This is a genomic window from Bacillus sp. Marseille-Q1617, assembly GCF_903645295.1.
Classification (GTDB): Bacteria; Bacillota; Bacilli; order Bacillales; family Bacillaceae_B; genus Rossellomorea.
Genome location: NZ_CAHJXM010000001.1, coordinates 560,550 through 586,642, shown reverse-complemented (window position 1 = coordinate 586,642; position 26,093 = coordinate 560,550). Strand labels below are relative to the sequence as shown.

The window sequence follows — 26,093 nt, the reverse complement described above, 5'->3', positions numbered from 1 at the left end:
TCTTGAATACGAGATAATAATATAGCATCTTTTCGCTGCTGTCAATGGGCGTTAGTTATTTTTTATTTACAGCCCCGGTACTGAGCTTTAACATATCCTAAATAAAATATAAAAGCTGGGTCAAAACAAAAAAACCACCACAATTTTAGTATAAATTTCTATTGCCGCTATTGATTTCCGTGCAAGACTTCGCTTTCCGCGGGCGGTTGTTGAGCCTCCTCGTCGCGATGCTCTTGCGGGGTCTCACCTAACACGCTTCTCCCGCAGGAGTCTTCGTCTTGCACTCCAATCAACCGCTAGCTAATATCTATCTACATTTACAAAACTAAAAACCTGACCTAATTTGCTTCCTAGAAAGCAGATTAGGTCAGGCTCACTTAGACTAAACACTTGTGTCCCTGGGGCATAGTACATATTAAAACCCTAATAACTGCAATACATATCCCCCCACAACCCCGATGATCACAATCAGCCATGCAGGCACTTTCCAAACATTCAGCAAGGCGAATAAAATCACGGCCAGGGCAAAATCAGACCCATCAAGGATAGAGCTTTTAATCACTGGATCGTAAAAAGATGCTAACAAAATGCCGACCACACTGGCGTTCACTCCCATAAGGATCCCTTGAAAGGCAGCGCGTTTTCTGAGTTCACTCAGGAAAGGCAAGGCAGCCACAATGAGCAGGAATGAAGGCAGGAAGATGGCGACCGTCGCCACCACGGCTCCCGTGACACCTTCCATCATGGTCCCCAAGTAACTGGAGAAAGTGAACAGTGGACCAGGGACAGCCTGCGCCATTCCATACCCGGCCAGGAATTCATCGGCTGACAGCAAACCTTGCGGGACCAGTTCCCTTTCGATCATCGGCAGGACCACATGCCCGCCGCCAAATACCAGCGACCCGACCCTGAAGAAGATATCAAAGATGTTGAGCAGGGAGCTGTTGAATGTGTTATTCAGGATCGGCAATAAGATTAATGTCCCAATCAATACCGATAGGGAGGCCACACCTGTCTTTTTCGATATACTGACGTGGAATGGTTCAATTTTCGATTCAGCTTTATCTTTGAACAGCTTCCATCCAAGCAGTCCGGCAGCAATGATAATCAATATCTGGATCCAGGCGGAAGGATACAACAGCATGATCAACGCTGCACCAAGGGCGATCGCCAGCCTGCTTTTATCCGGAGTCAGCTTTTTCCTAAGACCGATCAGGGCATGAAGGACAACGGCTGCTGCGACGACCTTCAAGCTGTGGATGAACCCGGCATCCCCAAGCGTAAAGGTTTGGTAGAGCAAAGCAAAAATGACAAGGACAATGACGGAAGGAAGCGTAAATCCTAAGAAAGAAATGACGCCTCCCAATATCCCCCCGCGCAGCATTCCGATCGATATCCCTACCTGACTGCTCGCCGGACCGGGAAGGAACTGGCATAAAGCGATCAAGTCTGCATAGGTCTTGTCCGTCAGCCATTTTCTCCTGTCCACATATTCATCTTTGAAGTAAGCCAAGTGTGCCACCGGCCCGCCAAACGAAGTTAACCCCAGTTTTGTTGATGTGAATAATATTTCTAAAAGTATAGCCAAGCGACTCTTATTTTTGAGCTGTTGGTTCAACTTCAATCACCTTCCTTTTACTTAATCTCTTTAAAAAGCTCATACGCCTTCGCTCTTGCTTCTTGCAGAACGGCCTCTCCTCTATCTGTGGTCCGATAGTACTTTCGGATCTTCCCATCCACGTTGACATCTTCCCTGGAGAGCAGCCTGTCCTTCTCCATGCCGTGAAGAATCGGATAGAGCGTGCCTGCGCTGATATCATATCCATGCTCATGCAGTTCCTCCACCATCCATGACCCATAAATCGGCTCCTCTTTGGCATGATGGAGGATATGAATATGGATGAAGCCCAGAAACAGTTTTCGCAGCACTTTATTTTCCAAACGAACCCTCCTCAATTTCATTATCTAACTTCGATATCGGATTTCGATTATGATTTTATAACAAGTAGGATCATTTTTCAACGCGACTCGGCAATCTTTACACATGCTTAACATTTCTTCATAAAAAACCAAGCATCAACCGCCGATTATGTAAGAGAAACACAAAAGGGAACACCTGCCAAAGACCAGGAAGTTCCCTTTTGATTAACCGATATACACACTGTCACAAGATCCCGCTGCCGGTTCGTAATAACAATGATTTTTAAATTGCCCCGCAAATGGCTGATTGTACCATGTTGGAGGACATGGAGCGTATGGATTGAAATACCATAGAGCATATTTCGCCGGGTGCTGTCTCCAGTAAGTCAAATTCTTTTTAGCCAGCCTTTTCTCAACCGATCTTGCTCTGTTATAAAATAAATTTCCCTTTTGAACCGCTTCAAACGAATAGTTGCCGCCCTGCACTTGGAAAATAACATCATAAATGGTCCTTACTTTCTTAAAGTCCAAACAATCCGCCACAGCCCGGTTGACGATGACATTCCCTACATACAGCATACCCTGCTTTCCTTCACCTTCTGCTTCAGCACGCATCATCCTTGCCATCAAGGCAACATCCGAATCCTTATATTTCACTCTTGGCATATTTCTCACCTCAGAAATAGTGTATGAAAAAAGAATTCATTGATGTCGTAATTTACAAATTTGGTTATAAAAATGCCTCTTCCGGATTCCTTGCAAGACATCGCTTTCCGCGAGTGATCCGTGCATTCCTCCAAAAAGGTCAGACCCCCGGTGCATTCCGGGGATCTGACCTAAACTTCTCACCTATTTTCACTGAGTATGTGAACTCGCCTGTCTAGTGATACATAGACATCACTTTCTCTACATCACGAATTAATTGATCGATTTCAGCCTGTGATAACCTCAACGGCATTTGATCGTATAACGTAATGATCTGTCCATCCTCTTCATGCTGATGTCTTTTTAAATATTGGTAAATATGATCGATCTGAATTTTATTGAGGACCGATTCTGTTTCAAAATTCTTCACTTTCTGTAATGAAAACTCATTCATGGCTGAATCAAATTCGCCTGTGATGATGGACCCCTGCATGTTCATGGCCTCACTCCTCAATGCTAGTATAAGTTAGTTTATACCCAATGCACGGAACAAAATGCACTATAAGCCTTTAGAATTTTCCTTGCAATCTGGTTTAAATCTCCATTCCATTAAATCACGAAAAAATGTGCCCTGAATAAAACCCCATTTTTTTCTTAAACTAAAAAGATAAACCAGTTCGGTGGTACGAGTATAAATACAGAAACTATACAATAAGCAAGCAGATTGGGGCATGTGAATGCCACGAATCAGGAGGAATACATCATGTTAGAACAAAAGATGGAAAAAATATATGAGGATATGCATCATGCCTATTTAGATAAATTTGAACTATGGCAGCAGGAAATTGTATTCGGGTGGCAGTGGTGGTTCGGGGTATTGCTTACGTTACTTCCATGGATCATATGGGCCAAATTTCATCCGCGGCGAAGCACCCACCGGTTATTATATATCGCTTTTTTTGTAATGGTCGTCGCAATCTGGCTCGACAGCCTTGGGGTGCAGTTGGACTTATGGCACTATAACTATGAGGTCCTGCCATTTTCTCCGTCGTATAAACCGTGGGATATTACCCTGATTCCTGTCCTGACGATTGTATTCATTCAAGTCAAACCCGTGGCAAATCCTTTTTTAAAAGGGATCATCTATGCAGGCTTCATCTCCTTCATTGCAGAACCCTTTTTTGTCTGGAGTAACTTTGTTGTCTATACAAATTGGGAATACATCTATTCTTTCCCGATTTATTTAGTGATGTACTTAATCTCCCATTTTCTGAGCACAAGAACACACTTTAACAGCCTGCATGAAAGCAGCGAAAAATAAGGGCCTGACCCCTAAGTATAAAAACGGGGGGCAGGACCTCTGATTGTTCACTTTTAACGATTCACCTTTAATAGACGCAGAGCATTCAATATCACGATGATAGCAGCCCCCGTATCGCTCAAGACTGCCAACCATAGCGTGAGCCAGCCCGGAAAGATCAATGCCAATGCCGCGAACTTCACAATCAATGAAAACCAAATGTTCTGTTTGATGATTTTAAGCGCTTTTCTGCTTAAATTTATCGTGTACGGCAGTTTTTCAAGATTATCCGCCATCAATACTACATCTGCCGTTTCCATTGCTGTATCCGTTCCAGCCCCGCCCATCGCGATCCCCAGATCCGCTGTGGCCAGGGCAGGTGCATCATTGATTCCATCCCCGACCATGGCCACTTTATGGCCTTCGCTTTGCAGTTTCTTGATGGCATCCACTTTATCTTCTGGTAAAAGGTCAGCAAAATAACGACTCACACTTGCTTCCTTTGAGATCATCCTGGCTGTGCCTTCATTGTCGCCGGTGAGCATCACGACCTGGCCGATTCCGACTTTCTTCAAGCCATCCAATGCATGTACGGTCGTGGTCCGGATCGAGTCAGCAACAGAGATGACTCCAAGGACCTTCTGTTTTGTACCAATGATCACAACGGTCATTCCTTTGCTCTGAAGCGCTTGAACGACTGTTTCAGCCTCGCCTAAAGGAAGGTTCTTTTCTTCAAAAAGCCTTGCATTCCCTGCATAGTGGACGGCCCCGTCAATCTCAGCCTGCACGCCTTTCCCCACTATGCTTTTAAATAACTCGCCGTCTTTTGGCTCAATGCCTTTTTCCTTCGCAAACCCCACGACGGTTCGTGCGATCGGGTGGGTCGAATATTCCTCCAACGTCCGAGCGATGGATAATACCTCTTCTTCTGACACGTTGAAAGCCTTGATTTCGGAAACCTTTGGCTTTCCTTCGGTCAGGGTACCGGTCTTATCAAATGCAATGGCCGTAATCGCCCCTGCTTTTTCAAGGAACGTACCTCCTTTGATCAGCACCCCGTTCCTTGCGGCATTGCCGATTGCGGAAACAATCGCAACAGGAGTCGAAATGACCAGCGCACAAGGGCAGGCAACGACTAACAATTCAAGACCTTTATAAAACCATTCACCCCATGTTCCAAATCCTATTAAAGGCGGGAGGACCATCACAACCAATGCCAGAACGAACACGATCGGCGTATAAACAGCCGCGAACTTATCGATGAACGCCTGAGTGGGTGCTTTCTGTTCCTGGGCTTCCTCCACCAGGTGGATGATCTTCGCAATGGTTGTATCTTCAGCGAGCTTTGTGACCCTTATTTCAAGGGACCCGTTCTCGTTGATCGTCCCCGCATAAACAGTGTCCCCGGCTTCCTTATCCACCGGGATGGACTCACCTGTGATCGGCGCCTGATTGATACTTGATTCACCTTTTAAGATTTCACCATCCAGCGGAATCCGATCTCCAGGTTTCACAACCAGGATGTCACCCACAGCCACTTCTTCAACATGTCTTTTCGTTAACTGCGAGCCTACTATAATCCATGCCTCCGACGGTGCCAAATTCATCAGATTGCGGATGGAATTTCTCGTCTTCTCAATCGACATCGTCTGAAGGGCCGTTCCAAGCGCAAACAGCCAGACAACCGTTGCCCCTTCCAGCCATTCACCGATCAAGGCTGCACCGATGGCCGCCGCTGACATCAATACATTCATGTCCAATGAACGGCTTTTAATAGAGTAGTAGGCGCTTTTTACCGGCTTATACCCGCTGATGACCATTGCCGATGCGTACAAGAATGTGGTTATCAAAGTGGAAATACCAGTAAAAGATCCAGCGAATCCTAATGCAATCAAGATCCCTGAAGTAATGATCCCGCCATACCCTTCTTTTTGTGTTTCTTCTGTTGAAGGCTTCTGTTTCGAAAGCAGAGACGCTTTAAAACCGATTTTCGATACTTCGGTTACGATTTCTTCCACACTGTTCTCATGCTCCACTTTCATTTTCCCTGTTGAAAAATTGACACTTACATGGTTGACTGCCGGAATTGTATTCAAATGGTTCTCGATGCTTTTCGCACAGCTGCCGCAATCCATCCCTTCGACAGAATACACCCTCATATTCTTGTTTTGTTTCAAGGGCTCGATTTTAAACCCGAGCTTTTGAACCTCAGATTCTACTTGTTCAAAATCGCTCCCCGTGACCTTCAGTTTTGCAGAATTATAGTTTACCTTGGCTTCCGCTATATTCTCTAACTTGCTCAGCCCTTTTTCGATGGATAGGGCACACGATGGGCAATCCATACCGTGTATCCGGTATTCGGCCTCCTCCCCTTTAGGAGAGTCTGTTTCACTGCTGCAGCATGATTGAGCAGCTGCATCCCTCGTTTCAACGGCCGTCTGACTGCTGCAGCTCTTGGAATCGCCGGCTTCAGGCATTGAAACAACTTCCTCATTTCCGCTGCAGCATCCTTGGGACTTCCCAGCTTCAGGCATTCTTTCAACTTCCGCATCCCCGCTGCAGCAGCTTGTTTTCGCTATAACCAATTGCTGCTCTTCTTTAGTACCGCAGCAAGTTGATTTAACATGGCTCTCATGTTGTTCTCCTTTATTCGAACTGCACCATGAATCTGCCATCTCTTCCACCCCCTAAACGATATGATTTTTACAGCATGCAACGTCACTTTGTACTTCACCCAGCACCACATCGAACGTCTCCAATAAGTCCCGCACGTGCTGATTACTTAGACTATAGAATGTGTACTTCCCTTCCTGCCTTCCGACAATCAGGCCGCATCCCCTCAAGCACGCCAGATGCTGGGATATATTTGACTGGTTCCCATCCAGGTCCTTGATGATCTCGGAAACCGTCTTTTCTTCTTCTATAATACACTCCAAAATTTGAATCCTTATTTTATGTGCAAATCCCTGCAGGAATTTTACCTTGGTATCTAAATCAATTGTTTCAGCCAATTTGTGCCCCTCCATCATATTAGGTATTTCTAATACGTTTATGATTAACATATTAGCAATTTCTAATATGTGTGTCAAAACAGTTCAGATCGATAAGAAAATACTGTAATCGATCATATTCCTATCCATTTGAAAATAAATACTCCATGGACTTGGATTTCGATAATAGATTCCGCTTTTTCGATAATAAAATCGTTTTTTCAGATAATAAAATCTATTGATTTCGATAATAAAATTCCATCAACTCAAAAAAGACAAACTATTTTAGTTTAAAAAGGGGCTTGATGAACTAAAACCATTCATTTGTCTCCACCAATCTAAATAAAATCGTCTGCTTTTGGAAAAAACGTTGAATTTCAATAGAATTACTGCTTTATTTAAGAAAAAACTTCCGGTAAAGAGAAAAAGGCCTGACCCCCGGTACACTAGATCATCAGCATACCGTGGCCAGGCCCCACTAACACCTTATTTAATCTATCAAGAAAGCTTTCCGCCTTTCCTTTTGTTACAAAAAAATATGTTTATCAGCTTACCTGCAAATTCAGATGATAGATTGGCTGTAAAAAAGGACAGATACTGTGGTTTCAACGAAATCACGGTATCTGTCCTTTTTAAATTTTTTAATTCTTTTTATGGTGCCTGGCTCAACCCTTTTAAATTGTGCCAGGCACAAAATACCCTGATTGTTCCTGGCACAAAACATTCAATTTGTGCCTGGCACAAACCACTGAAGTCACAACCACCTCTATTACCTAAACAAATCCAAAAACAACTCCCAGAACCCTTTCTCCTTCTCAGGTTCCGCTTTTTTCTCTTCCTTTTTTTCCTTCTCGATGCTCTCCGTCTTGATCACGAACTGGACGGAAGAAACCTTTTCATTTTTCTCAGAAACGAACGAAACAGGTTTGAAATCGGACTTATCGTATTCGTCCATCATCTTATTGATCTCCGCCTGCATCTTTTCAGGAAGGTTTTTTGTTTCCTGGTGCAATTCAGACGTTCCGTCATGAAGCTCGTTCACCCCGCCGGACAGTTCACTAGTTCCGCCGGCAAGTTCAGTAATCCCTGAATGAAGCTTTCCATAATTCGAGGACAGCTGCCCCACACCTTCTGTATAACTCACGAGTCCAGAGTGGAAATCACCATATTTGGCTGACAGTTCACTCAATCCTTTTTGAAGTTCCGCCAGACCGCTCATATCCGTTTCCTTCAAAGACGAAGACAGATTGCTTGAGATCGACGTCAGCTGTCCGCTGATTTCCGTCACCGCACCGTTCATTTGATTAAGTGACGGCTCGACTGCTGCAAAAGCTTGGTTCACGCTGTCATACGTCCCTTTCACCTTTTGTGCAGCTGCATGGGACGCTGCCAGCTTATCAACGACTTCCGGATTTGCCGCACTCTCACGCAAAGCGGCAATATCTTCTTCAGAAACCTGACTGGCCGGAATCCCCTTGATTGCCGCATCAAGCGCAGCATACGCCTGCGAATAATTATCCTTCAACTTCGTCATCCCGGCTGCCGTTTCATTCAGTCCGCCCGCCAGCTGATTGAGTCCAGCAGGAAGTTCATTCAAACTCGACAAGTCCACTTCAGCCGACTGCCCGGAAAGGGACCCATTGATCGTCGCCAGCGCATCACGGATCGAACCGGACGCACCGACCAATTGAGACGACGATCCGTTCAATTCCCCGAGTCCATTTTTATATTGAGCAGAACCGTCACGCAGACTTGCTGCCCCATTATTCAGCTGGGACACGCCCGTCTCAAGCTCAGCCACACCATCATTCAACTTCCCGATGGCATTCGAAAGCTCGGACATATCACCTGTCATACCTTCCGTTCCCGTCGTATCGATCGGAAGTGTGGACGGGACCGCGGCGATCTCGACTCCCTTAAATTCGAAGTCCTTCACATCCGCTTCCACCGTCAGCTTCTTCTCTTTTCCGGGCATGACGGTAAACGTGATCTGCTTATTCTTCCCGGCATTCGCCACCATGCCGTCAGCCGCTTCGATATTTTCATACGTATTCGGCAGGCTCATCGACACCTGCAATAAATAATTCTCGTAAAAATCCGAGTCGCCGCTCGTATTTTCAGCAGTATCGATGTTTATTTCAAGATGACCGCTCTTTCCGGCAAGCTTGGATGGATCCACTTTCTGCCCATCAAGCCTATACGAAACCTTCACATCCCACGGCAGCTCCGTCTCTTCACTCATATTCCCTTGATAGGTGAACTTTCCTTCAGGGGCATCCATCTCAACCTTTTGCCCCTCCTGCTCAAGCTCCTTCAGGTCGGTCAGGTTTTTCACACTGCTGTACTGCCCGAAATCGAGGATCTTCCCGGCACTGGCCACATCGAATGTATTCACGATGTAGATATGATTGAGGTTCCCCTCCGCATTCAATGTCGCGTAAACCACTTCATCCTTTGACGACACCTTTCCTTCCGTCGCCGCCTGGGCGGGCACACTCAGAAATGAAGGCAAGAACAGCATCAAAGCGAGAGCGCTGTATGTCAGTCTTTTTTTTCTCATCATCATTTCTCCTCATAATAATTTGCTTTATAGGTTGTTTTCTTATTGAATTTATCAAATACCAGAAGCATCGCCGGCAGCACAAACAATACCATGAGGAACGCCAGGAGCGCCCCTCTTCCCATCAAGAGCCCGATGGATCCGACAATCGGATTGGACGACGTGATCCATAAAATAAATCCGACACTCGAGAGGATCGCCGCTGAAATTGAGATCGAGAACGTCTTTTCATCAAGCGTCTTCACGATGGCCGCTTTCGCAGGCATCTCCTTCCGGTAATGGGTGTACGCTTCCGTGAACAGGATTCCATAGTCGACCGTCGCGGCCAGCTGCACCGTACTGATGATCAAATAGCCGACGAACACGAGCGGCGTATTCGTAAAGTACGGGATCGACAGATTGATCCAGACCGCTGCTTCGATCGTGATGAGCAGGATGACCGGAATCGTAATCGACCGGAAGCTGAACAGGAGCACGAGTGCAATCGTCACGACCGTCAGCACATTCACAACCACGTTATCCTTATTGACTGTAGTTTTAATATCATACAGCGTCACGCTTTCCCCGAGCGCAAGGGCCTCATCCCCGTAATAATCCGAGGCCGCTTTTTTTACCTTTTCTACTATAGAAAAAGGGACCTCTCCTTCTGTACCCTGATTCGTGTTGATGACGATCCGGCTGTAATTCTCAGAGTAGAATTCATCCGTGATCGACTTGTCGAGATAGTCAGGAGGGATTTCGGTCCCTACCTGGTTTACATAGGCCATAACGCCAGTCACATAGTCGAGATTCTCAATATCCTCAACCAGCTCTTTCTCTTTCGCCATATCCCCTTTAGGGACCAGCAGCACGATTGGAGTCGTTTCCCCAAACGTCTCTTCGACTTTCTTAAAGTCACTGCCGACACGGGTGTTCTCAGGCGCTTCACCCGAACCGTAGATGAACTTCGTGTTCGTCTGCCCCAGAAAAGCCGGCACAATGATCGCGAACACCAAAATCAGGCTCGGGATCTTCAATTTGACGACCTTGTTGCCGATCCCCTTGAAGTCCGGTACAAAGCTCCTATGCTTCGTCTTATCCATCCATTTATAAAAAACAAGCGTCAACGCCGGCAGGAACACCATCACGCTGATGAAACTCAGGACGATCCCTTTCACGAGGTTCACACCGAGATCCGACCCGATTTGGAACTCCATGAACGTCAGCGCGATGAAGCCGAAGAACGTCGTCGCTGCACTCGCCGTAATCGCCGGGAAAGACTTCTTCATCGCAAGCTTCATCGCTTCCTCCGGATCATCGGTCTCCTTCCGGTAATCCTGAAAGCTGTGCAGCAGGAACACCGCATAATCGAGCGACACCGCCAGCTGCAGAATCGGTGCCACCGACTGGGTAACGAACGAAACCTCCCCGAGGAAGATATTCGTGCCCAGATTGATCAGCACCGACACCCCGATCGCCGTCAGGAAGAACAGCGGTTCGACCCATGACGTCGTCGAAATGACCAGAATCAAAATGATCAGCGGAACGAGAAGCATCCCCGCATACATCGATTCGTTGCCGGCCATCTTTTGGGAATTTGCCGTATTGGCGGCCTCCCCCGCAATTGCACCATCTTCCCCGATCAGTTCATACACTTCATCCGTGATCCGGACCTCATCCCCGGTCCGTACACTGATCGAGAACAGTGCATTCCGGTCCTTATAATAGTTCTCGACCGTCTCTTGATCCGCTACCTCCAAGGGCGTCTTCAGATCGACCATATCATCCAGCCACATGACATCCGAAACCCCGTCGATGGCTTCAAGCTTTTCTTTATAGGAGAGCGCCTCCTGGATCGACACATCAGTCACCATGACCCGGGTATCCGGCACGGCCCCCGTGAATTCTTTCTCCATGATGTCCATTGCCCTCGTCGCCTGGGCATCATCCGGTAAATAATCGACCATATTATAATTGACCTTCACAAAAAACTGCGCCACTGTAGACAGGATCGTCACCAGTATGAACGCAATAAGCACAGCCTTCTTATGCTTTATGATCCACGATGCAATATTTATCATTTCTCAACCTCACTTGTATCTCTCGCATTTTCACCTTATCATTATAATAAACACCGTGTTGGTTATACAACGGACAGTTGGTTAGCGAATGTTCGATAACCAACATTTCATTCCGGTATGTTGGATATCTCTCTCGACGGCTAAAAATGGACAGAAAGGAACATCGAAAGTGACCTCAAAAATGGACAGACGAAAACAATATACACGAATGGTTTTAAAAGAAAGCCTGTTGAAACTGCTGCAGGAAAAAACGATCTCAAGTATCACCATCAAAGAAATCTGTGAAACGGCAGACATCAACCGCTCCACCTTCTATGCCCACTACCCAAACCAATACGAACTGCTCGATTCTATCGAGGAAGAATTCATCGAAGACCTCGTCGGCACACTTGGGCAATACAACTTTTCTAAAGAAGAAGAGGCCCTGCAAATGACCGAAAAACTATTCGAATACCTCGCCGAGAAAAGTGACATCTGCCACACCCTCCTAAGCGAGAACACCGATATGTACTTCCTGAAAAAAGGTATGATGATCACTCACGAATTCATCTTCAAAAATTGGATCACCGACAGCCGGATCGATCAGGAAACGTATGAATATATCAATATATTCCTGGTGAGCGGAAGTATTCATGTGATTAAGAATTGGCTGGAGAATGGGTTGGAAAAGACGCCCGGGGAGATGGCGGGGATTTTGTATAACTTCATAAATCGGGGGTTATCGGGAGTTCAGTAGGTTACTATCTGGAATTTTCGTTCCATATCATAAATACTCCGTTAACCAGACCTTGAAATGGGCTTCACACATTGGTCAAGCACTAATTTTGAAGATTGTTTCAGATAACAGCTAATTGCACCTTTCATCAAAAACATTTGCCCTTCGTGCCGAAATTTTTTTCAATCCCTAAAAGCCAGAAAACCTTCCCTTAAAGCCTCCAATTTACGGATGCTGGATTTATCGCTGATTTAATCTTCTTCATTTAAAGCTTTTCAGTCATCAATTATGTCAACCTCCTTGAACGCCTATACACCCTTCCCTTGTTGGCGATGGCCCCGTGCTAGTTGCAATATCAAAAGACAGCAAATTTGCTTATGTCATCAATAATCTTCAAGACACAGTTTCAGTGATTAATAGGAAACGCCAAAAAGTAATCGATTCGATTAAAGTCGGAGATGCTCCTGCAGGGATTGCGTTAGTCCAATGTAAATAATATAAAAAAGCGTATCTGTTTGTTTTAGATACGCTTACCTATAGTTTAAAAAAAGATTCATATTATTAATCACGAGTTAATAATCCACTAGAGATCATACAGCTAAATACCATAACTAATCGGAGGGTCAAAGCGTAAGCCTCTTTGGCACTGAGATATCCCTTTTTAGGATTCCTATGGTAGTGTCAATAATTATGTGTAAGAGAGTACTCCCTGCATATATACTTCTCTTGGGTAATGGGGGTTGCCTTTCCCCTCCGGAGGCTGAAGCCTCCGGAGGGGAAAAATCGCTCACTATCATTTTTCATCGTAACGCTCATCTTTCGCTAAACCAAATCCGCTTAATTTTCTTCTAGCCCAACGATCATTGTAATCTGACACATTCATATAAATGATTTTCTCTGCTGCTTCAATATTCGGTAGACTATCCATTGTTTTCAGTCTCTTTCGGACTTCCCTGTTTAAACGTTCAATCAGGTTTGTTGTATAAAGGTATTTTTGAACATCTTTAGGATACTTGAAGAACGTGAGAAGTACAGGAAGGTCATTCTCCCAGGATTCAAATTCTCGTTTGTACGTTTTCTTCCACTTCTCCTTCAGTTCTTGGAGTGCAGCTTGAGCCTCTTCGTAACTGTCTGCCTTATAAATAGTCTTTAGATCTTGGGCTAATTCGGGTTGATGCTTTTTTCGCGCATTGTTAAGCGTGTTCCTTACTTTGTGTACAACACAGCGCTGTACATCCGCTTTTGGAAAAGCACGAAGGAATGCATCTTCTAATCCAGACAAGCCGTCAAATACCCCAAGAAGGACTTGTTCCACTCCACGCTCACGAAGATCATTCAGAATTTCACTCCAGCCGTTGGAAGACTCTCTGCCACCAATATAAAATCCCAGAACTTCACGATTTCCTTCCGGCGAAATACCAAGAACAATATAGACAGCTTCTTTACCAACCGTGTCACGACGAACGTTTACAAATAAAGCGTCAAGATAAAGGGCACAATACCGTTTTTTCAAAGGACGGTTCTGCCATTCCCGGATATCTTGTAGAACAGTATCCGTTACATTGGAAATGGTGCCTGGAGAATAAGAGTCGCCAAGCAGGCTTTTCATAATTTTACCGACCTGACGAACCCCAACGCCATGACGATACAATTGGATGACTAGCTCATCAACAGCCACCATTCTGCGTTTGTAAGGCTCGAAGAGTTCCGTTTGGAACTCGCCATTACGATCTCTTGGAACATCAAGGTCTTCAACACGTCCATAGACAGTATCCAGCGTACGTGGATAATATCCATTCCGAGAGTTGTTTTGTCCCACAGGTTCATTTTTAAGGACCTCTTTAATTTCTTCTTGGAGGATGAATTCTACTTTTTCTTTAAGGACTTCTTTCATAGTGGACTCTAACAGACTAGAAAGATTAAGGTTTTTTGTGTTATCATTGGACATGGACAAAGGACTCCTCTCGATTATTGTGGTGATATTCAGAGAGTACTTTGTCCTTTTTCTGTTGTCTAGAAAAAGACCTTACACATACATTTATAAACCATCATTCCTATATAGAATTTCTAATTTTTTGTTTCAATAAATCTTATTTTTCGTATTGTTTAATGACAGAAATGGAGCCATCTGACTCCAAAAAAACTTCTTTCACTTGTTTCATCGATCCAAGGCCTTGAGAGCGCATTGCTTGAAATATTGCACTTTTAGAAACCCTTTCCTTCTTCATCGCTTCTTCTTTGAATTCTCCTTCTTTGAAAAGAACTTGTGGTTCCGATTTAATTATGTTCTCAAACCAGGGCAGACGTACTGTTAACTTGGCTACAAGATACTGAAGTGCTATTAAAACTAGAAACGCAGTTATTCCTTTTACCCAAGTAACATTTCTATTCAAAATGGTAGTGGCTAAGGTAGTCCCCATCGCCATTGTTATAACTAAATCAAACGCATTTAGCTTTGAGAGTGTTCTCTTTCCAGAGACCCTAAGAAAGATAACAAGTGAAGCATAAGAAAAAACAGCTATAACGACAATTCGTTGAATCCCATCAAAATTAGAAAAAAACATCATACTCCTCCTTCCTCACTACTTGTCCTCTTCCCTGCAGCATTTGGAGTAAACCCAAATTATGGGCATTTCAAGAACGTAAAGTGAGGAGTGGCAAATAATAATTAACAGTGGTTTTAATCTCGCTGTCAGTTCTTTCCGGCTTCACTTGACCCGCTGCAATTAACACAAAAAAGGCACGATCCCCTGCGCGTTAATGCGTTAGTTAACGCGCAGGGAATCAGGCACCCATAAATATATAATAAAATTCTATTTCAAAACCAACTTCGCCACACACTCCACATGTGCAGAGTGCTAGGTGTAGATAATCCATCATAGTCAATACACCAGAGCAGTGGAATTCACCTAAAATCTGTGTATTCACTCATATTGTATTTTTAACTAATAAATATTTTAACCGCTGTTTTTAATTGCTCAATCACTGTTACATCCATAGATACTGATGGTCGGGGTTGAAATGGCGGTCAAAGTATTGACTTAATAAGGTTTTTAATTGCAATGCGTAAAATTTGTGTAAAATATTTATTTAATCTGAAACAGGTAATTTACTTTACCTGTTTTCTTACATAACTACTTTAAGTTTGACAAAGAAAAACACTGGGGTTCTTAATTATCTATTTAATAAATAAAAAGAACAGATTGAGAATGGCAAAAAGTAAAGTAGATATTACCAAGTATCTTAGTCCATTATTATATAGTTTAAATTTATTCTGGCAAATCTTTGAATTAATATATACTTGTGAAAGAAGATCATTTTGCTTTTCCAATAAAGTAGCGGTCATTACTTTTTGCTTATATGAATCAAAACTTTGACCAGCAATAGTTCCAAAAAAACTTATTGAATCAGTAGTGAGACCAGGCTGTTTATATACAGAGGAATCAATCGAACCCTTCAACGCTTTAAATAGGTAGGTGATGGTTAAAGCCATAAAGAAAAAGAACATCGCCAAGACAAAGCTAGTTAGTAACACCATTCCCACTTCCCCATAATTATTAATGCTATACATTCGTATCAATTTCTTTATAAGTAAGTTTAACGAACCAGTTATTATACTACTTGAGAAGAAGCCTCCTAGGAGTATTCCCGCAAAAGCCAATGAAAAAGAAACTTTTGTATCACAATTTCCAATCCAAAAATTAATCCTATCTAACGTTTCTATTACCTCTTCTTTATTTACTTCTACATTTTCATTATTTGAACTGTTCATATAAACCTTCCCCCTTTTCTTCCCATTTTAAGAAACTCTTCCAATATTATACACTTGAGTTTAAAATAGAAGTAGAAAAAAGTCGATTGGGTGAGGAAAATAATGAGCATGATGGGTTGGGATGTCTTAGACAAAATTAAAGAGAAAATTGAAGGTATCTTTACAACGGAAATGGAAGTGAATGATTTCACAGGAGATACGGTTCCTTCCATTGACGACCTTCCTGACAGAAATCAAGGACTAATTATTACAAATTGTTCCATACTGTTTGTGGATATAAGAAGTTCAACCCAGCTTTCAGACCGTTCTCAAGCAAAAAGCATGGCGAAAATATATCGGGCGTTTGCAAGAGCGATGAGTATCTGCATTTATTCAAGTGGTGGAAGTGTGCGACAGATAGCGGGAGATCGAGTAATGGGAGTTTTTGTTGACGATGCAGAAGAAGGATCTGTTTCTAAAGCAATGAATGCGGCACGTGCAATTATTACAGTTGTAGAACATGTGTTTAACCCGTTATGTAAAACGAATGTCAACAACAAGAGTATTGAATGTGGGGTTGGAATTGATACAGGAAGGGTACTAACTACTTCAATCGGGATTAAGCACGAAGACGATGATGCAAGAGATTTAGTATGGGCAGGAAAAACCGCTAATGTTGCAAGCAAACTGACTGATTTGGCATTAGAGAGAGAAATTTTCATTTCTAATAGAGTGTACAACAAAATGCCAGCTGGATTGAAAACAGATATTTGGGAAAAACGATTCCGTATAAAGGGCGATTCAATCTATGAAGGCTACGGGACTATTGATTACTATTTAGATTGTATTGATGAGACAATAACCACAGGTTCACAAACAGACGATACTCTCAATCAAAAGAATGAAAGCAATCAAAACCAACAGGTCGTTACCACCATTTTAGAAGATATTCGACAAAAAACTTTGAATTTGCTTGAACAATTTGAAACTGTAATAGAAAGAGAGAATAAGTTAAGAAAACAAGAGCAGGAGGTTGCCCAAAAAGTTGTTGCTATTGAAAAGAAGGAAAGAGAGTTATCAGAAAAGGAAGCAAAGATTTCATCAGCAACTGAATATGCTAGAAACAAAGCTATCTATGAAGTTAAAGTCCTATATTTCAAGGAAAATATTGATTCTTTTACAATAGAAACAGCTCTTCAGCTTATGAAAGAAGTAGAAACTATTGGTAACAAAATTGGGCTCAGTACAGCACATTGCCATAATGACTTATATTATTGGAAGTTGATTAAGTATTTTAAAGACAAAGAGTCCTTTATTGCATATTCATTGATTATTGAACAACTAATGAACAAACTTCCTTATCTAGTGTTTCCTTCTAACGATCTGATCGTTACTATTGTAAAGACGCTTGGGAAAGAAAGAGATTATTTAGATGCTGTTTTGTATTGCAGCAAATATCACAATGTTAGTCAAGAAACACGTCTCGAATTATGGAAGATTTTAAAAGCACTTGGGCTAAAGAATGAAATCCAAGGAAACCAGCTTCTATTGTTAGAATAGAAACTTTTAAAACAAATCAATTATGGGTGATGAATATGAGATCAAATTATAAAATTTTTAATCTGGAAAGTAGCTTATCCCGAATTGATGACATTCTAAGCGATTCGAATACATATGAAGAGAGCGATGATATTCCAGAAATTGATGATTTGACTTTTAAGAACGGAAAGTATGTCAAATGTTCGGCATTTTTTATTGACCTCCGGGGATCTACTGATCTAATTGAGACACAGGGAAGAAAATCAAGAACATTAGCCCGAATTTACCGGTCTTATATCAGCGAAATAGTTGCAATCGTAAACAGCTTCAAAACATGCAAGGAAATAAATATTATAGGGGATTGTGTATCAGCCATGTTTGCTGGTGAAGAAGAAGGTAGTGAATCCCCTGTTATCGAGGCTATGCAGGCCGCATCAATGAGTAATGGAATGATGGAAATTTTCAACCTGAAATACCAAAAAAAGTGGGGCAAAGATTTCAAAGAAATAAAAGCCGGAATAGGTGTAGCTTTAGGACGTGCTTTAGTAATCAAAGCAGGTTTCAGTGGAAGCGGAATAAAAGATCTCATTTATATGGGTGATGTAGTAAATAGAGCTTCCAAAATGTGCGGCTTAGCCAATAAAGAATATAATTTTCCCATTTGTGTAACAAAAAAAGTGTATGACAGTGTTGGCACCTTCATCGCTAATGCTGAAAAGAAACAGACCTTCCAGGATTGGCTTAAAGAGCAAAACCACTCTAAACATGGGACAGTTTATACTGGTAATTTTCATCGACTCAGTATGGCTAATTGGGTAGAAGAGAACAAATAAAACAGAAAAAAATGAGCATTGGATGGATTCGATTCCTTCCAATGCTTTTTAAGATAAAAGAAAACAGTAAAATATTATAACATTTTATTTACCACAACATTTTTTGTGTTTTAAGCCACTTCCGCACGGACATGGATCATTTCTTCCTATTTTCTTTATTCCAGTTTGTTTTTTGTATGATAGAATTCGTTGTTGAGCATACCTTTCCGATAACTCAATAAGTTCTGCTTCTCTTTCAGGCGGTATATCGTCCTTAGTTAGATATTCGAAATCCACATTATACAATTTCCCTTTAGAATTGTAGTCTAAATACAAAGCCAATCTATTGTCATCATTAGGTTTTAACATTGTTGCTAATACATATTCTTTTGCTTTATCCCCTCTGAAATTACTAATTTCATCTTGATTGCAAATAAGAGTAATCTTTGAATCTTCAAAGATATTTAATGGCATAATTCTATTCACATCTGCTTGTCTTTCCAATAATGTATTCATTTTATTATCTAACTCTACTCTTAATTCAAAATCTATATCCAGAAGTGTACTTGCTACCCTGGTAAATCCACTTTTTCCTTGTTTTTCTAATATGTCTATAATTTCTTGCATCTTCACGGGTATTTCCTGTTGTGGTTTCTTTGGTTTTTCTATGTCAGGAAAAACAAGTAAAGAAAAGTAATTATCCAATTCTTCCCTATACCCATGCCATAGTATACGGTTTCCATTTCCCAATTTGGCAGTATTAAGATAGCGGTTGTGTTCAATATACATGCCCAAATGGTCAAGCTCATCAATAACCTCTAAATCAGGAGATTGTGCTGCTTTTAATCTTTGTTCCAAGAAATGAAGAAAAATACTAGGTGATTCAAAGTAGTCAGCGTAAACCCGTAACTCATCAATTGAGATATTCCATGACGGTAAATCACCAAGTTGAATCCCAATGGGTGATAGTTTATCAATCCGTGCAGCAAACTCGTTAAAATTATCAATAGTAACACTACATGAAGTTATATGCCTATAATCATCATATTTTAATTCTTTTATCGGTACGTGTTCCTCATTACAAACGATTACTTTCCCCTCTTCTTTTAAGGTCTCTATGAATCTAGTTGCTTGTTCATGAGGTTTTTTTGCTAGATTTTCTATGGATTTAATAAAAGCACTAAAATCAGTTGAAGGATGAGTATAGGTAAACGAACCTGCTTTCACTTCTATAACAATTAAATGACTATCAAATTCTATGATCCCGTCACACTCACACCATTGTTTTTTTCCAGTATTACCCGTATTGCTCTGATAATAAATTGATTTATGGGATTCTAATCTTGGAAGTAACTTGCGGAACAATTCAAATGGTAATTCTTCTGAAACCTGTTTTTGTTTCTCGTTCCAATCTTTTTTGTATTCCGGTTTAAGCCTAGTTATTAATCTTTGAATTACCCTGTATAAGTTATCAAAAAGGCTATAATATTCAAAACAATAAATCTTGTCCTCTATACAAATAAAAGGACGTTCTTCAATAGGTAACCTTCTTAATGGCCAACCTGTATATTCACCATCAGAGTAAAAACTTGTTTCTTCACCCAAATTCCATGATAGTTCCTCTATTAATGCTCTAGGTAGCCCTGTTACTTTCTCTACATCGAATAAATCATATCCAAAAAATCGCCCATTAAAAGAATCTCTTTTTTCCTTTAAACCCAATTCTTCAAATAATTTTTCCACTTTTTCAGTAGAATTTTTCTGAACATTATCGAATTGTTGTTCAATTATAGGGGCAGTCTTCTCCATCATATGATCTAAATCTTCTATTAAATTGTTCATTCCACACATCAAGGACATTTGCATTTTCTCAATACCTTTTAGAAATTCTTCAATGCTTATTCCAAAAAGTTCTTGAAAGACTTCATCATGCGGTAATAATAAATCAAGGTAGTGAGGAAACTCAAAAACTGGGTATCTTTGACCTCTTACTGTAGTTCTTAATTCTTGTGCTTGTACATAAAGAGAATTATAACCTTCATTGTAGTTTGGGTCTGTCTTTTGTAAGTAAACTGAGTGGCAGATATGAAAATGGCTTATACTTCTGTACAACTCAGCAACTTTTTCATAAATCAAATGCCACTTATCTGTATCTCCTTCTTCATCATTACTTTTTATCGAATCAGTTGAAACAAGAACACTTTGTACATAATCTATCATTCGAACTGCAATCATTTGGTCAAAGCCATACTGAAATTCAGATGTTTTATTTAACATAGACATAAACATACTCCAATAGCTTTGCTGTAATAATGCTAATGGATTGCAACTTGCCACTAAATCACGAATTTCATTAACAAGTAGGTCTATTCTATCTTTTATTTCTTGGTACTGGTCTGCAAGACTATTGATATAGTCTTGATGTTCTTCATCGGTCATGTTGTTCCGCATAACAACTTCCTTGCCAAATCTAGCAAGTTCAATAGGTCCATATCTTACGTAATCATCTGGTCTTCGTTGCTTTGTTTTACTTTTCCCCAATATAATCCCTCCTCTAAATAGTCAAAATGTGTAAAAGGCAGCACCTATATATAGGAACTACCTTCTGTTGTTCTTTCTGTTGTGTTCATCACTATATAGTTCATCTCATAAATCCTTCACAACTTCTTCATCCAATATCGCTTTTCTCTTTTCCCAATCAGGCATTAATGAAAAAAGCATCTGATAGAAGTTATCACTGTGATCGTTATACTTAAAATGAATTAATTCATGAAGAACCACGTAATCAATACAGTATTTTGGTGCCTTTATAAGCTCAGTATTTAGAAGTACCGTGTTTTTTTCGGTTAGTGCTGAACCCCATCGTGCTTTCATCAACCTTATATCAATTTCTGGCTTCTCCACTCCGTATTTTTGCACCAGTGGATACATTTTCTCTAATGATTCATTGAATGTCATTTGGGCTTTTTCACGATACCATTCGTCCATCAATTTCGATTTTCGGCTAACATTATCTGTTTTCTTCACGTACAAATAAATGAAGCCTCGGAAGTATTTCACTACTTCTTCTTCCATTGACTGCTGTACTCGTAAGCGGTATTGCTTTCCCAAATACTTAAACGTCTCGCCACTGACATATTCTCTTTCACTTTGCTTCAAAGGCTGTACATCATTAAAATTCCCAACATTTTTAAGAATCCATGAGCCTTTTGATTTAACAAAATCGGAAATAAAATCTAACGGCACTCTGTCATTTGCAGTAACCTCAATCGTCATGTCTGGTTTGACATTAAGGTTTACATTTTTGACTTGTTTCCGCTTAATAATGAAATCTATGACATTATTGGCGTACTCAATTTGATGTTTTTCCATGCTGCTCCCTGCCTTAGTAACGTCTTAGAGCAACCGTTTTGATTTGCTCAATGATTTTATCAATTGTATCAAAGTCAATTTCCAAACTGTACTTTTCTTTAAAATCAAAAAGAAGATCATCCAATTCTTGAGCAATTCGATTGTGAATCTCTAAGTTATCATGCCAATCAACTTTTTGATGTTCTTTTATGATTTCATCCATCTTCTGTGCCAAGTCCCCCAGATTATTAGTGTTATAGCTTGTAGCAGATTCTTTTGTTTCACCCAAAATATCCCTTGTAACGCCATAAAAGGCTTGTGCATTTCGATTTTCTTTAATCACATTAGGATAATGCTCAGTTGATTGACCACTCTGGTAATCCTTCATAATGTCCTTCATACGGTTCAAATACTCAGCCTCAGAAATCCGTTTGTCTCGATATTCTTGAATGGCCTCTTGTATACGTTCAGAAAACTTTTTGTAATAGGATGGGTTTTCGTCCCATTTTGCATGAACACTTTTTGTTAAACGAGTACGGATGGCATCTGCTTTCGCTCGTTTGGAACCAAGTCGTTCTATTTCCTCTTCAAAAGCCTTTGCATTTAAAATATCTACTGGATTGGTAATACGAATAACTTCCTCTGCAGAAATATAATTATCCATCAACTTCTGCATTTTTGCTTCATATTCTTTATGGTCAATCGTATCCGAATATCGTAGCTTCACACTTTTCCGCAAGTCCTGGAAAAACTTGAAATCCTTTTTGTACTTTTGTAACTCTTCTGGAGGCAAGGCATTATAGATTTTTTCCGACTCTAAGGAGATTCCAAGGTTTCGCCCAAAGTTGCTTAAAACGTTATAAAACCCTTCTCTGCCTTCTTCATCCTCCAACAATACCTCATATTCTTCCCGATCATTTTTGTTCTTAACAGGAGCAAAGATTTGCCATAAATCGGAGTAATACTGACGTAATGAACCAATGACACTAATAACATCGTAAATGGCACCTTTTAAATCTTCTGGATCAAAATTCTCCAGACCAGCACCAGAATACATCTGCATTGCTTGATCAAGTTTATCTAATAAACCACGATAATCAATGATTAATCCATAATCTTTTCCTTCATATAGTCGATTTACACGTGCAATAGCTTGTAGAAGCGTGTGTTCCTTCATCGGCTTATCTACATATAGCAACGTTGCTCTAGGGGCATCAAAGCCCGTTAACAGCTTGTCAACGACAATCAGTAAATCAAGATCATCACCATTAACAAAATCATCTTTAATTCCATCTTCGTACTTCTCAGGAGTCCCATAGCGGTTCATCATCCGTTTCCAAAAACGCTGAATTTTATCTTTCGATTCCTCATCAACTGCTTCGTGCCCTTCACGTTGGTCAGGTGGAGAGATTACGACAGCACAGTTTAAGTCCTCAAACTCTTCAAATGCCTCCAAATAGCGAATAGACTCTATTTTACTATTGGTAGCCAACATCGCCTTAAATTGGCTTCCCTGTGTCTTATAGTTCTCCAAAAAATGCTTGTTAATATCTTCCGCAATTAAATAAATCCGTTGTTCAGATGAAGCAAGTTTTTCATATTTGCTCCATCTTTGCTTTACTTCTTCTTTTTGCTTATCATTTAGATTTCGAGTAATCATTTCCAAACGTTTATCAATTGCTTTTTGATTAACCGATTGTTCCACCATTTTCCCTTCATATAGTAAAGGAACAATCGCATTATCACGAACTCCATCAGCAATCGTATACTTATGAATGAGTTTTCCAAACTTTATCATTGTACTTTTTTCTTTCTTCATCAGTGGGGTCCCTGTAAATCCTAAATAACAAGCATTCGGAAAGACTTTTTTCATCTTAATATGAAGTTCTCCATATTGAGTTCGATGCGACTCGTCAACCAGTACAAAAATATCCCTAGATTCTATAGGTTTTTGCTTACTTGATGCCGAATCAAACTTGTGAACCAATGTTGTAACAATATCCGAATTATTGTCATTGATTAATTCTACCAAATGACCGCCTGAAGTAGCTCTACTCGCCTTTAACCTTGAATGGCGGAATGTTTTATGGATTTGTTTATCCAATTCCACTCGGTCTGTAACCACTACGACTTTTGGATTAAAATCATGCAGCTCCGCCAAGATATATCTAGCCAACATCACCATTGTGAGTGATTTACCAGATCCCTGTGTATGCCAAATAACACCACTTTGACGATTACCATTTTCATCCCGTTCATCTATTGTTTTAATAATTTCTTTAATAGCAAAATATTGTTGATAACGTGCCACTTTCTTCACATCTTTATCAAATAATGTGAAGAACTTGGTGATTTCAAGTAGCCTCTCAGGTTGGAACAAGGATATGATATTTTTGTCCTGTGTTGTCGGTAATCTGCCCTCAACCGTTTTGTCTAACCAAGAATTCAGCCAATACTCTCTCTCTTCTTTCCAAACAGACCAAAACTTTTTCGGTGTATTGCAAGTTGCATATTGTGTCTCATTTTTATTTGTAGCCATAACCATTTGTACAAACTTGAACAACTGTGGGGCATAATCTTTGCCTTGATTACGAATCATTTGACTAATTCCTTGTTTCATAGAAATGGATGCCTTTTTACACTCAATCACTACAAAAGGAATCCCATTTACAAACAGGACAATATCTGGTCTTATCGTTCCACGCCCATCCATTCGCTCTACTTCAAATTCTTCTACCACATGAAATACGTTATTTTCAATGTTCTTCCAATCAACATATTTTATAGTAAATGATTTCTTTGAACCGTCTGGTAAAAACTCTGTATAACTTCGTCCGTTCATGATGGTTTCGTAAATAGCTTCATTTGTTTTTACCAAGCCATTTGTTAGCGGTTCATCTAAATCTCGAATGGACTGCTGGATATTGGTATCACTGAACTTACGAATTTCCTCTTTGTATTCGTAAGAATTTAAATCTTTCAGTTTCTCTACTAAAACCGTTTTTAATAAAACGTCATGGTGATTTCCACGTATTTGATTCGCTCTTTCCGGTGATAAATATTGATAACCTAGCTCCTGCAACACTTCAATAGCTGGAACTTGGCTAATAAAGCGTTCATCATAACTCTTCTCCCTTGTCATTTTAACACCTCCAATTCTAAAAATAGGAAAGTGAGTGAAGGTTTTAAACCTGCATTCGAATTTTTCCTGTTAAAAGCAATTGCATAAGGCCTTTCTTTTGCATTCTTATTTCATTGACTTCTTGTTCAATCAAATCTATATTCTTATCAAATTGTTTTAGCAAATCTGCTATTTGCTTCTGTTCATCAATTGGAGGTAGTAAAATTTTTAGATTTGCTAAATTTGAAGGGTATATATGCACTACAGAGTGCCCTTGTCCTAACCTTGCTCTCTCAAAGGCAACAGTTCCTGTATTAACCATATATGATAAAAACAGACTATCCACATCCATTGTTGGTCGTAAAATTATTATATCACCACCAGCGTATCCCTCATCATTCCCTAAGTACGCAACAGCCTTCCCTATCTCTTCTGCAGTCTCACCTGATCCTGCAAATAACAGGTCATTTTTTATTATTTTGGTACTTTTATGAGCAACCTCTTTTGTAATAAACGAGTAAAATTCTTTGATGTAAAAATGGTGTGAAGTGTATATTTCACCATAACGAATACAATTTATTCCCTTTTCCACTGTCTCATTTTTGGAAATTCCTTTACCTTTGAGGAACTTCCCTATTTCACCGAGTTTAGTTTCTCTCCATTCCCCATTAAAATTTGATAATCTAACTTTTCCTGTCAACAACTTCTGCATTAACCCTTTTTGCTGCTCTTTTTTCTGCTCAATCAACTTTTCTTTTAACTCAATCGCCTTATCCCAAGTTGAGAGGATTGAAGCAATTTTTTGTTGTTCTACAAGCGGTGGAATCGGGATTTGGATTTCTCTAATATTTCCCATTGATAACGCCGGTTGAGAAGAAGTTGTTAATAATCTTTCTATCTCCTTATTAGCATTTTGTGATACAAGATAGTAAGTTACATACTTTGAATCATATTTTTTATTAACAACAATTTTTGCAACATTAGGAGCCAGGTGATACTTATCATCTTCTTCTATATTTGCCACTTCACCAATTGTACCAACATAAGAAAAAACAATGTCATCTTTAAACAATTTTGAACGCATTAAACCCTCGGATACACTTTTATCAATACGCTTAACATCACTTAAATCCAACTTCCCTTTTTTCAAATTAAGTGCTCTTAGAGCAATAATCTCACCATCATCTTTATAAGTAATGTGTTCTGTAAACTCAAAACCAGCTAACTTTGTTACAGAGGCTATTTCCCCAATTTTAGTTATTCTCCAATCTTTTGGGAATTGACCTATTCTACTAACAAGTTGTGTATTCACTAAGTCATTCATATACT

Annotated in this window: 20 protein-coding genes; 5 read left to right on the top strand and 15 right to left on the bottom strand. The window is 40.5% G+C overall.

All coding sequences use genetic code 11. The annotated features are described in order from the left end of the window. Positions 1-415 precede the first annotated feature (415 nt). The 4 genes from chrA to HWX64_RS02885 all read right to left on the bottom strand — a co-directional run bounded on the left by chrA (position 416) and on the right by HWX64_RS02885 (position 3,064). Positions 416-1,618, bottom strand: coding sequence for a chromate efflux transporter (gene chrA, locus HWX64_RS02900; protein ID WP_175987102.1), 1,203 nt, complete (start codon positions 1,616-1,618; stop codon positions 416-418). Positions 1,619-1,635: 17 nt separating this feature from the next. Beyond that, a complete protein-coding gene (locus HWX64_RS02895; protein WP_175987101.1) occupies positions 1,636-1,941 on the bottom strand; it encodes a PadR family transcriptional regulator in 306 nt (101 codons plus the stop codon). A 204-nt stretch (positions 1,942-2,145) separates the two neighbouring features. Beyond that, the gene (locus HWX64_RS02890) at positions 2,146-2,586 is read right to left on the bottom strand and encodes a cell wall hydrolase (protein ID WP_175987099.1); all 441 of its coding nucleotides are present in this window, start codon (positions 2,584-2,586) and stop codon (positions 2,146-2,148) included. Positions 2,587-2,800: 214 nt separating this feature from the next. After that, entirely contained in the window at positions 2,801-3,064 is a 264-nt protein-coding gene (locus HWX64_RS02885; protein ID WP_175987097.1) for a hypothetical protein, read from the bottom strand. Positions 3,065-3,328: 264 nt separating this feature from the next. Here HWX64_RS02885 and HWX64_RS02880 point away from each other — a divergent pair, with 264 nt between their 5' ends. Next, complete coding sequence (locus tag HWX64_RS02880; protein ID WP_175987095.1) at positions 3,329-3,886, top strand: CBO0543 family protein; 558 nt, start codon at positions 3,329-3,331, stop codon at positions 3,884-3,886. Between the two features lie 53 nt (positions 3,887-3,939). Here the strand turns inward: HWX64_RS02880 and HWX64_RS02875 are convergent, their stop codons facing one another. From HWX64_RS02875 to HWX64_RS02860, 4 genes are all read right to left on the bottom strand, one after another. Next, the gene (locus HWX64_RS02875; RefSeq protein WP_175987093.1) at positions 3,940-6,540 is read right to left on the bottom strand and encodes a heavy metal translocating P-type ATPase; all 2,601 of its coding nucleotides are present in this window, start codon (positions 6,538-6,540) and stop codon (positions 3,940-3,942) included. A gap of 12 nt (positions 6,541-6,552) precedes the next feature. Then, entirely contained in the window at positions 6,553-6,876 is a 324-nt protein-coding gene (locus tag HWX64_RS02870; RefSeq protein ID WP_254871024.1) for a helix-turn-helix transcriptional regulator, read from the bottom strand. 748 nt (positions 6,877-7,624) lie between these two features. Next, complete coding sequence (locus tag HWX64_RS02865) at positions 7,625-9,415, bottom strand: YhgE/Pip domain-containing protein (RefSeq protein ID WP_254871023.1); 1,791 nt, start codon at positions 9,413-9,415, stop codon at positions 7,625-7,627. Positions 9,416-9,417: 2 nt separating this feature from the next. Then, entirely contained in the window at positions 9,418-11,475 is a 2,058-nt protein-coding gene (locus HWX64_RS02860; protein WP_175987089.1) for an RND family transporter, read from the bottom strand. An 88-nt stretch (positions 11,476-11,563) separates the two neighbouring features. Here HWX64_RS02860 and HWX64_RS02855 point away from each other — a divergent pair, with 88 nt between their 5' ends. Beyond that, positions 11,564-12,211: a TetR/AcrR family transcriptional regulator gene (locus HWX64_RS02855; RefSeq protein ID WP_368495561.1), complete on the top strand. Its 648-nt coding sequence runs from the start codon at positions 11,564-11,566 to the stop codon at positions 12,209-12,211. A gap of 319 nt (positions 12,212-12,530) precedes the next feature. Continuing rightward, the gene (locus tag HWX64_RS22165; protein ID WP_175987088.1) at positions 12,531-12,686 is read left to right on the top strand and encodes a hypothetical protein; all 156 of its coding nucleotides are present in this window, start codon (positions 12,531-12,533) and stop codon (positions 12,684-12,686) included. Positions 12,687-12,983: 297 nt separating this feature from the next. Here the strand turns inward: HWX64_RS22165 and HWX64_RS02845 are convergent, their stop codons facing one another. The 3 genes from HWX64_RS02845 to HWX64_RS02835 form a co-directional block, all read right to left on the bottom strand. After that, positions 12,984-14,138 carry an IS256 family transposase gene (locus tag HWX64_RS02845; RefSeq protein WP_175987086.1) on the bottom strand — a complete coding sequence of 385 codons (1,155 nt, stop codon included), beginning with the start codon at positions 14,136-14,138 and terminating at the stop codon, positions 12,984-12,986. Positions 14,139-14,280: 142 nt separating this feature from the next. Then, the gene (locus HWX64_RS02840) at positions 14,281-14,757 is read right to left on the bottom strand and encodes a DUF421 domain-containing protein (RefSeq protein WP_254871022.1); all 477 of its coding nucleotides are present in this window, start codon (positions 14,755-14,757) and stop codon (positions 14,281-14,283) included. A gap of 611 nt (positions 14,758-15,368) precedes the next feature. Then, positions 15,369-15,962, bottom strand: coding sequence for a hypothetical protein (locus tag HWX64_RS02835; RefSeq protein ID WP_175987084.1), 594 nt, complete (start codon positions 15,960-15,962; stop codon positions 15,369-15,371). Positions 15,963-16,064: 102 nt separating this feature from the next. On the opposite strand from HWX64_RS02835, the gene HWX64_RS02830 reads away from it, so the two are divergent. Together HWX64_RS02830 and HWX64_RS02825 are read left to right on the top strand one after the other, a co-directional pair. Further along, positions 16,065-17,501: an adenylate/guanylate cyclase domain-containing protein gene (locus HWX64_RS02830; RefSeq protein ID WP_175987082.1), complete on the top strand. Its 1,437-nt coding sequence runs from the start codon at positions 16,065-16,067 to the stop codon at positions 17,499-17,501. Between the two features lie 35 nt (positions 17,502-17,536). Next, positions 17,537-18,313, top strand: coding sequence for an adenylate/guanylate cyclase domain-containing protein (locus tag HWX64_RS02825; protein WP_175987080.1), 777 nt, complete (start codon positions 17,537-17,539; stop codon positions 18,311-18,313). Positions 18,314-18,397: 84 nt separating this feature from the next. On the opposite strand, the gene HWX64_RS21840 is transcribed toward HWX64_RS02825, so the two are convergent. The 4 genes from HWX64_RS21840 to HWX64_RS02805 form a co-directional block, all read right to left on the bottom strand. Then, entirely contained in the window at positions 18,398-20,833 is a 2,436-nt protein-coding gene (locus tag HWX64_RS21840; RefSeq protein ID WP_175987079.1) for a YecA family protein, read from the bottom strand. Positions 20,834-20,938: 105 nt separating this feature from the next. Further along, the gene (locus HWX64_RS02815) at positions 20,939-21,664 is read right to left on the bottom strand and encodes a M48 family metallopeptidase (protein ID WP_175987076.1); all 726 of its coding nucleotides are present in this window, start codon (positions 21,662-21,664) and stop codon (positions 20,939-20,941) included. A 13-nt stretch (positions 21,665-21,677) separates the two neighbouring features. Continuing rightward, complete coding sequence (locus HWX64_RS02810) at positions 21,678-24,785, bottom strand: type I restriction endonuclease subunit R (protein WP_175987075.1); 3,108 nt, start codon at positions 24,783-24,785, stop codon at positions 21,678-21,680. Between the two features lie 43 nt (positions 24,786-24,828). Further along, positions 24,829-26,088, bottom strand: coding sequence for a restriction endonuclease subunit S (locus HWX64_RS02805; RefSeq protein ID WP_175987073.1), 1,260 nt, complete (start codon positions 26,086-26,088; stop codon positions 24,829-24,831). Between the last annotated feature and the right edge of the window lie 5 nt (positions 26,089-26,093).

Coding starts and splice junctions, on each gene's coding strand:
- HWX64_RS02825 (WP_175987080.1), top strand. CDS start 17,537: ATGAGATCAAATTATAAAATTTTTAATCTGGAAAGTAGCTTATCCCGA.
- HWX64_RS02805 (WP_175987073.1), bottom strand. CDS start 26,088: ATGAATGACTTAGTGAATACACAACTTGTTAGTAGAATAGGTCAATTC.
- HWX64_RS02855 (WP_368495561.1), top strand. CDS start 11,564: ATGTTCGATAACCAACATTTCATTCCGGTATGTTGGATATCTCTCTCG.
- HWX64_RS02880 (WP_175987095.1), top strand. CDS start 3,329: ATGTTAGAACAAAAGATGGAAAAAATATATGAGGATATGCATCATGCC.
- HWX64_RS02860 (WP_175987089.1), bottom strand. CDS start 11,475: ATGATAAATATTGCATCGTGGATCATAAAGCATAAGAAGGCTGTGCTT.
- HWX64_RS02875 (WP_175987093.1), bottom strand. CDS start 6,540: ATGGCAGATTCATGGTGCAGTTCGAATAAAGGAGAACAACATGAGAGC.
- HWX64_RS02840 (WP_254871022.1), bottom strand. CDS start 14,757: ATGATGTTTTTTTCTAATTTTGATGGGATTCAACGAATTGTCGTTATA.
- HWX64_RS02815 (WP_175987076.1), bottom strand. CDS start 21,664: ATGGAAAAACATCAAATTGAGTACGCCAATAATGTCATAGATTTCATT.
- HWX64_RS02890 (WP_175987099.1), bottom strand. CDS start 2,586: ATGCCAAGAGTGAAATATAAGGATTCGGATGTTGCCTTGATGGCAAGG.
- HWX64_RS02830 (WP_175987082.1), top strand. CDS start 16,065: ATGAGCATGATGGGTTGGGATGTCTTAGACAAAATTAAAGAGAAAATT.
- HWX64_RS02835 (WP_175987084.1), bottom strand. CDS start 15,962: ATGAACAGTTCAAATAATGAAAATGTAGAAGTAAATAAAGAAGAGGTA.
- HWX64_RS02845 (WP_175987086.1), bottom strand. CDS start 14,138: ATGTCCAATGATAACACAAAAAACCTTAATCTTTCTAGTCTGTTAGAG.
- HWX64_RS02865 (WP_254871023.1), bottom strand. CDS start 9,415: ATGAGAAAAAAAAGACTGACATACAGCGCTCTCGCTTTGATGCTGTTC.
- HWX64_RS02885 (WP_175987097.1), bottom strand. CDS start 3,064: ATGAACATGCAGGGGTCCATCATCACAGGCGAATTTGATTCAGCCATG.
- HWX64_RS02810 (WP_175987075.1), bottom strand. CDS start 24,785: ATGACAAGGGAGAAGAGTTATGATGAACGCTTTATTAGCCAAGTTCCA.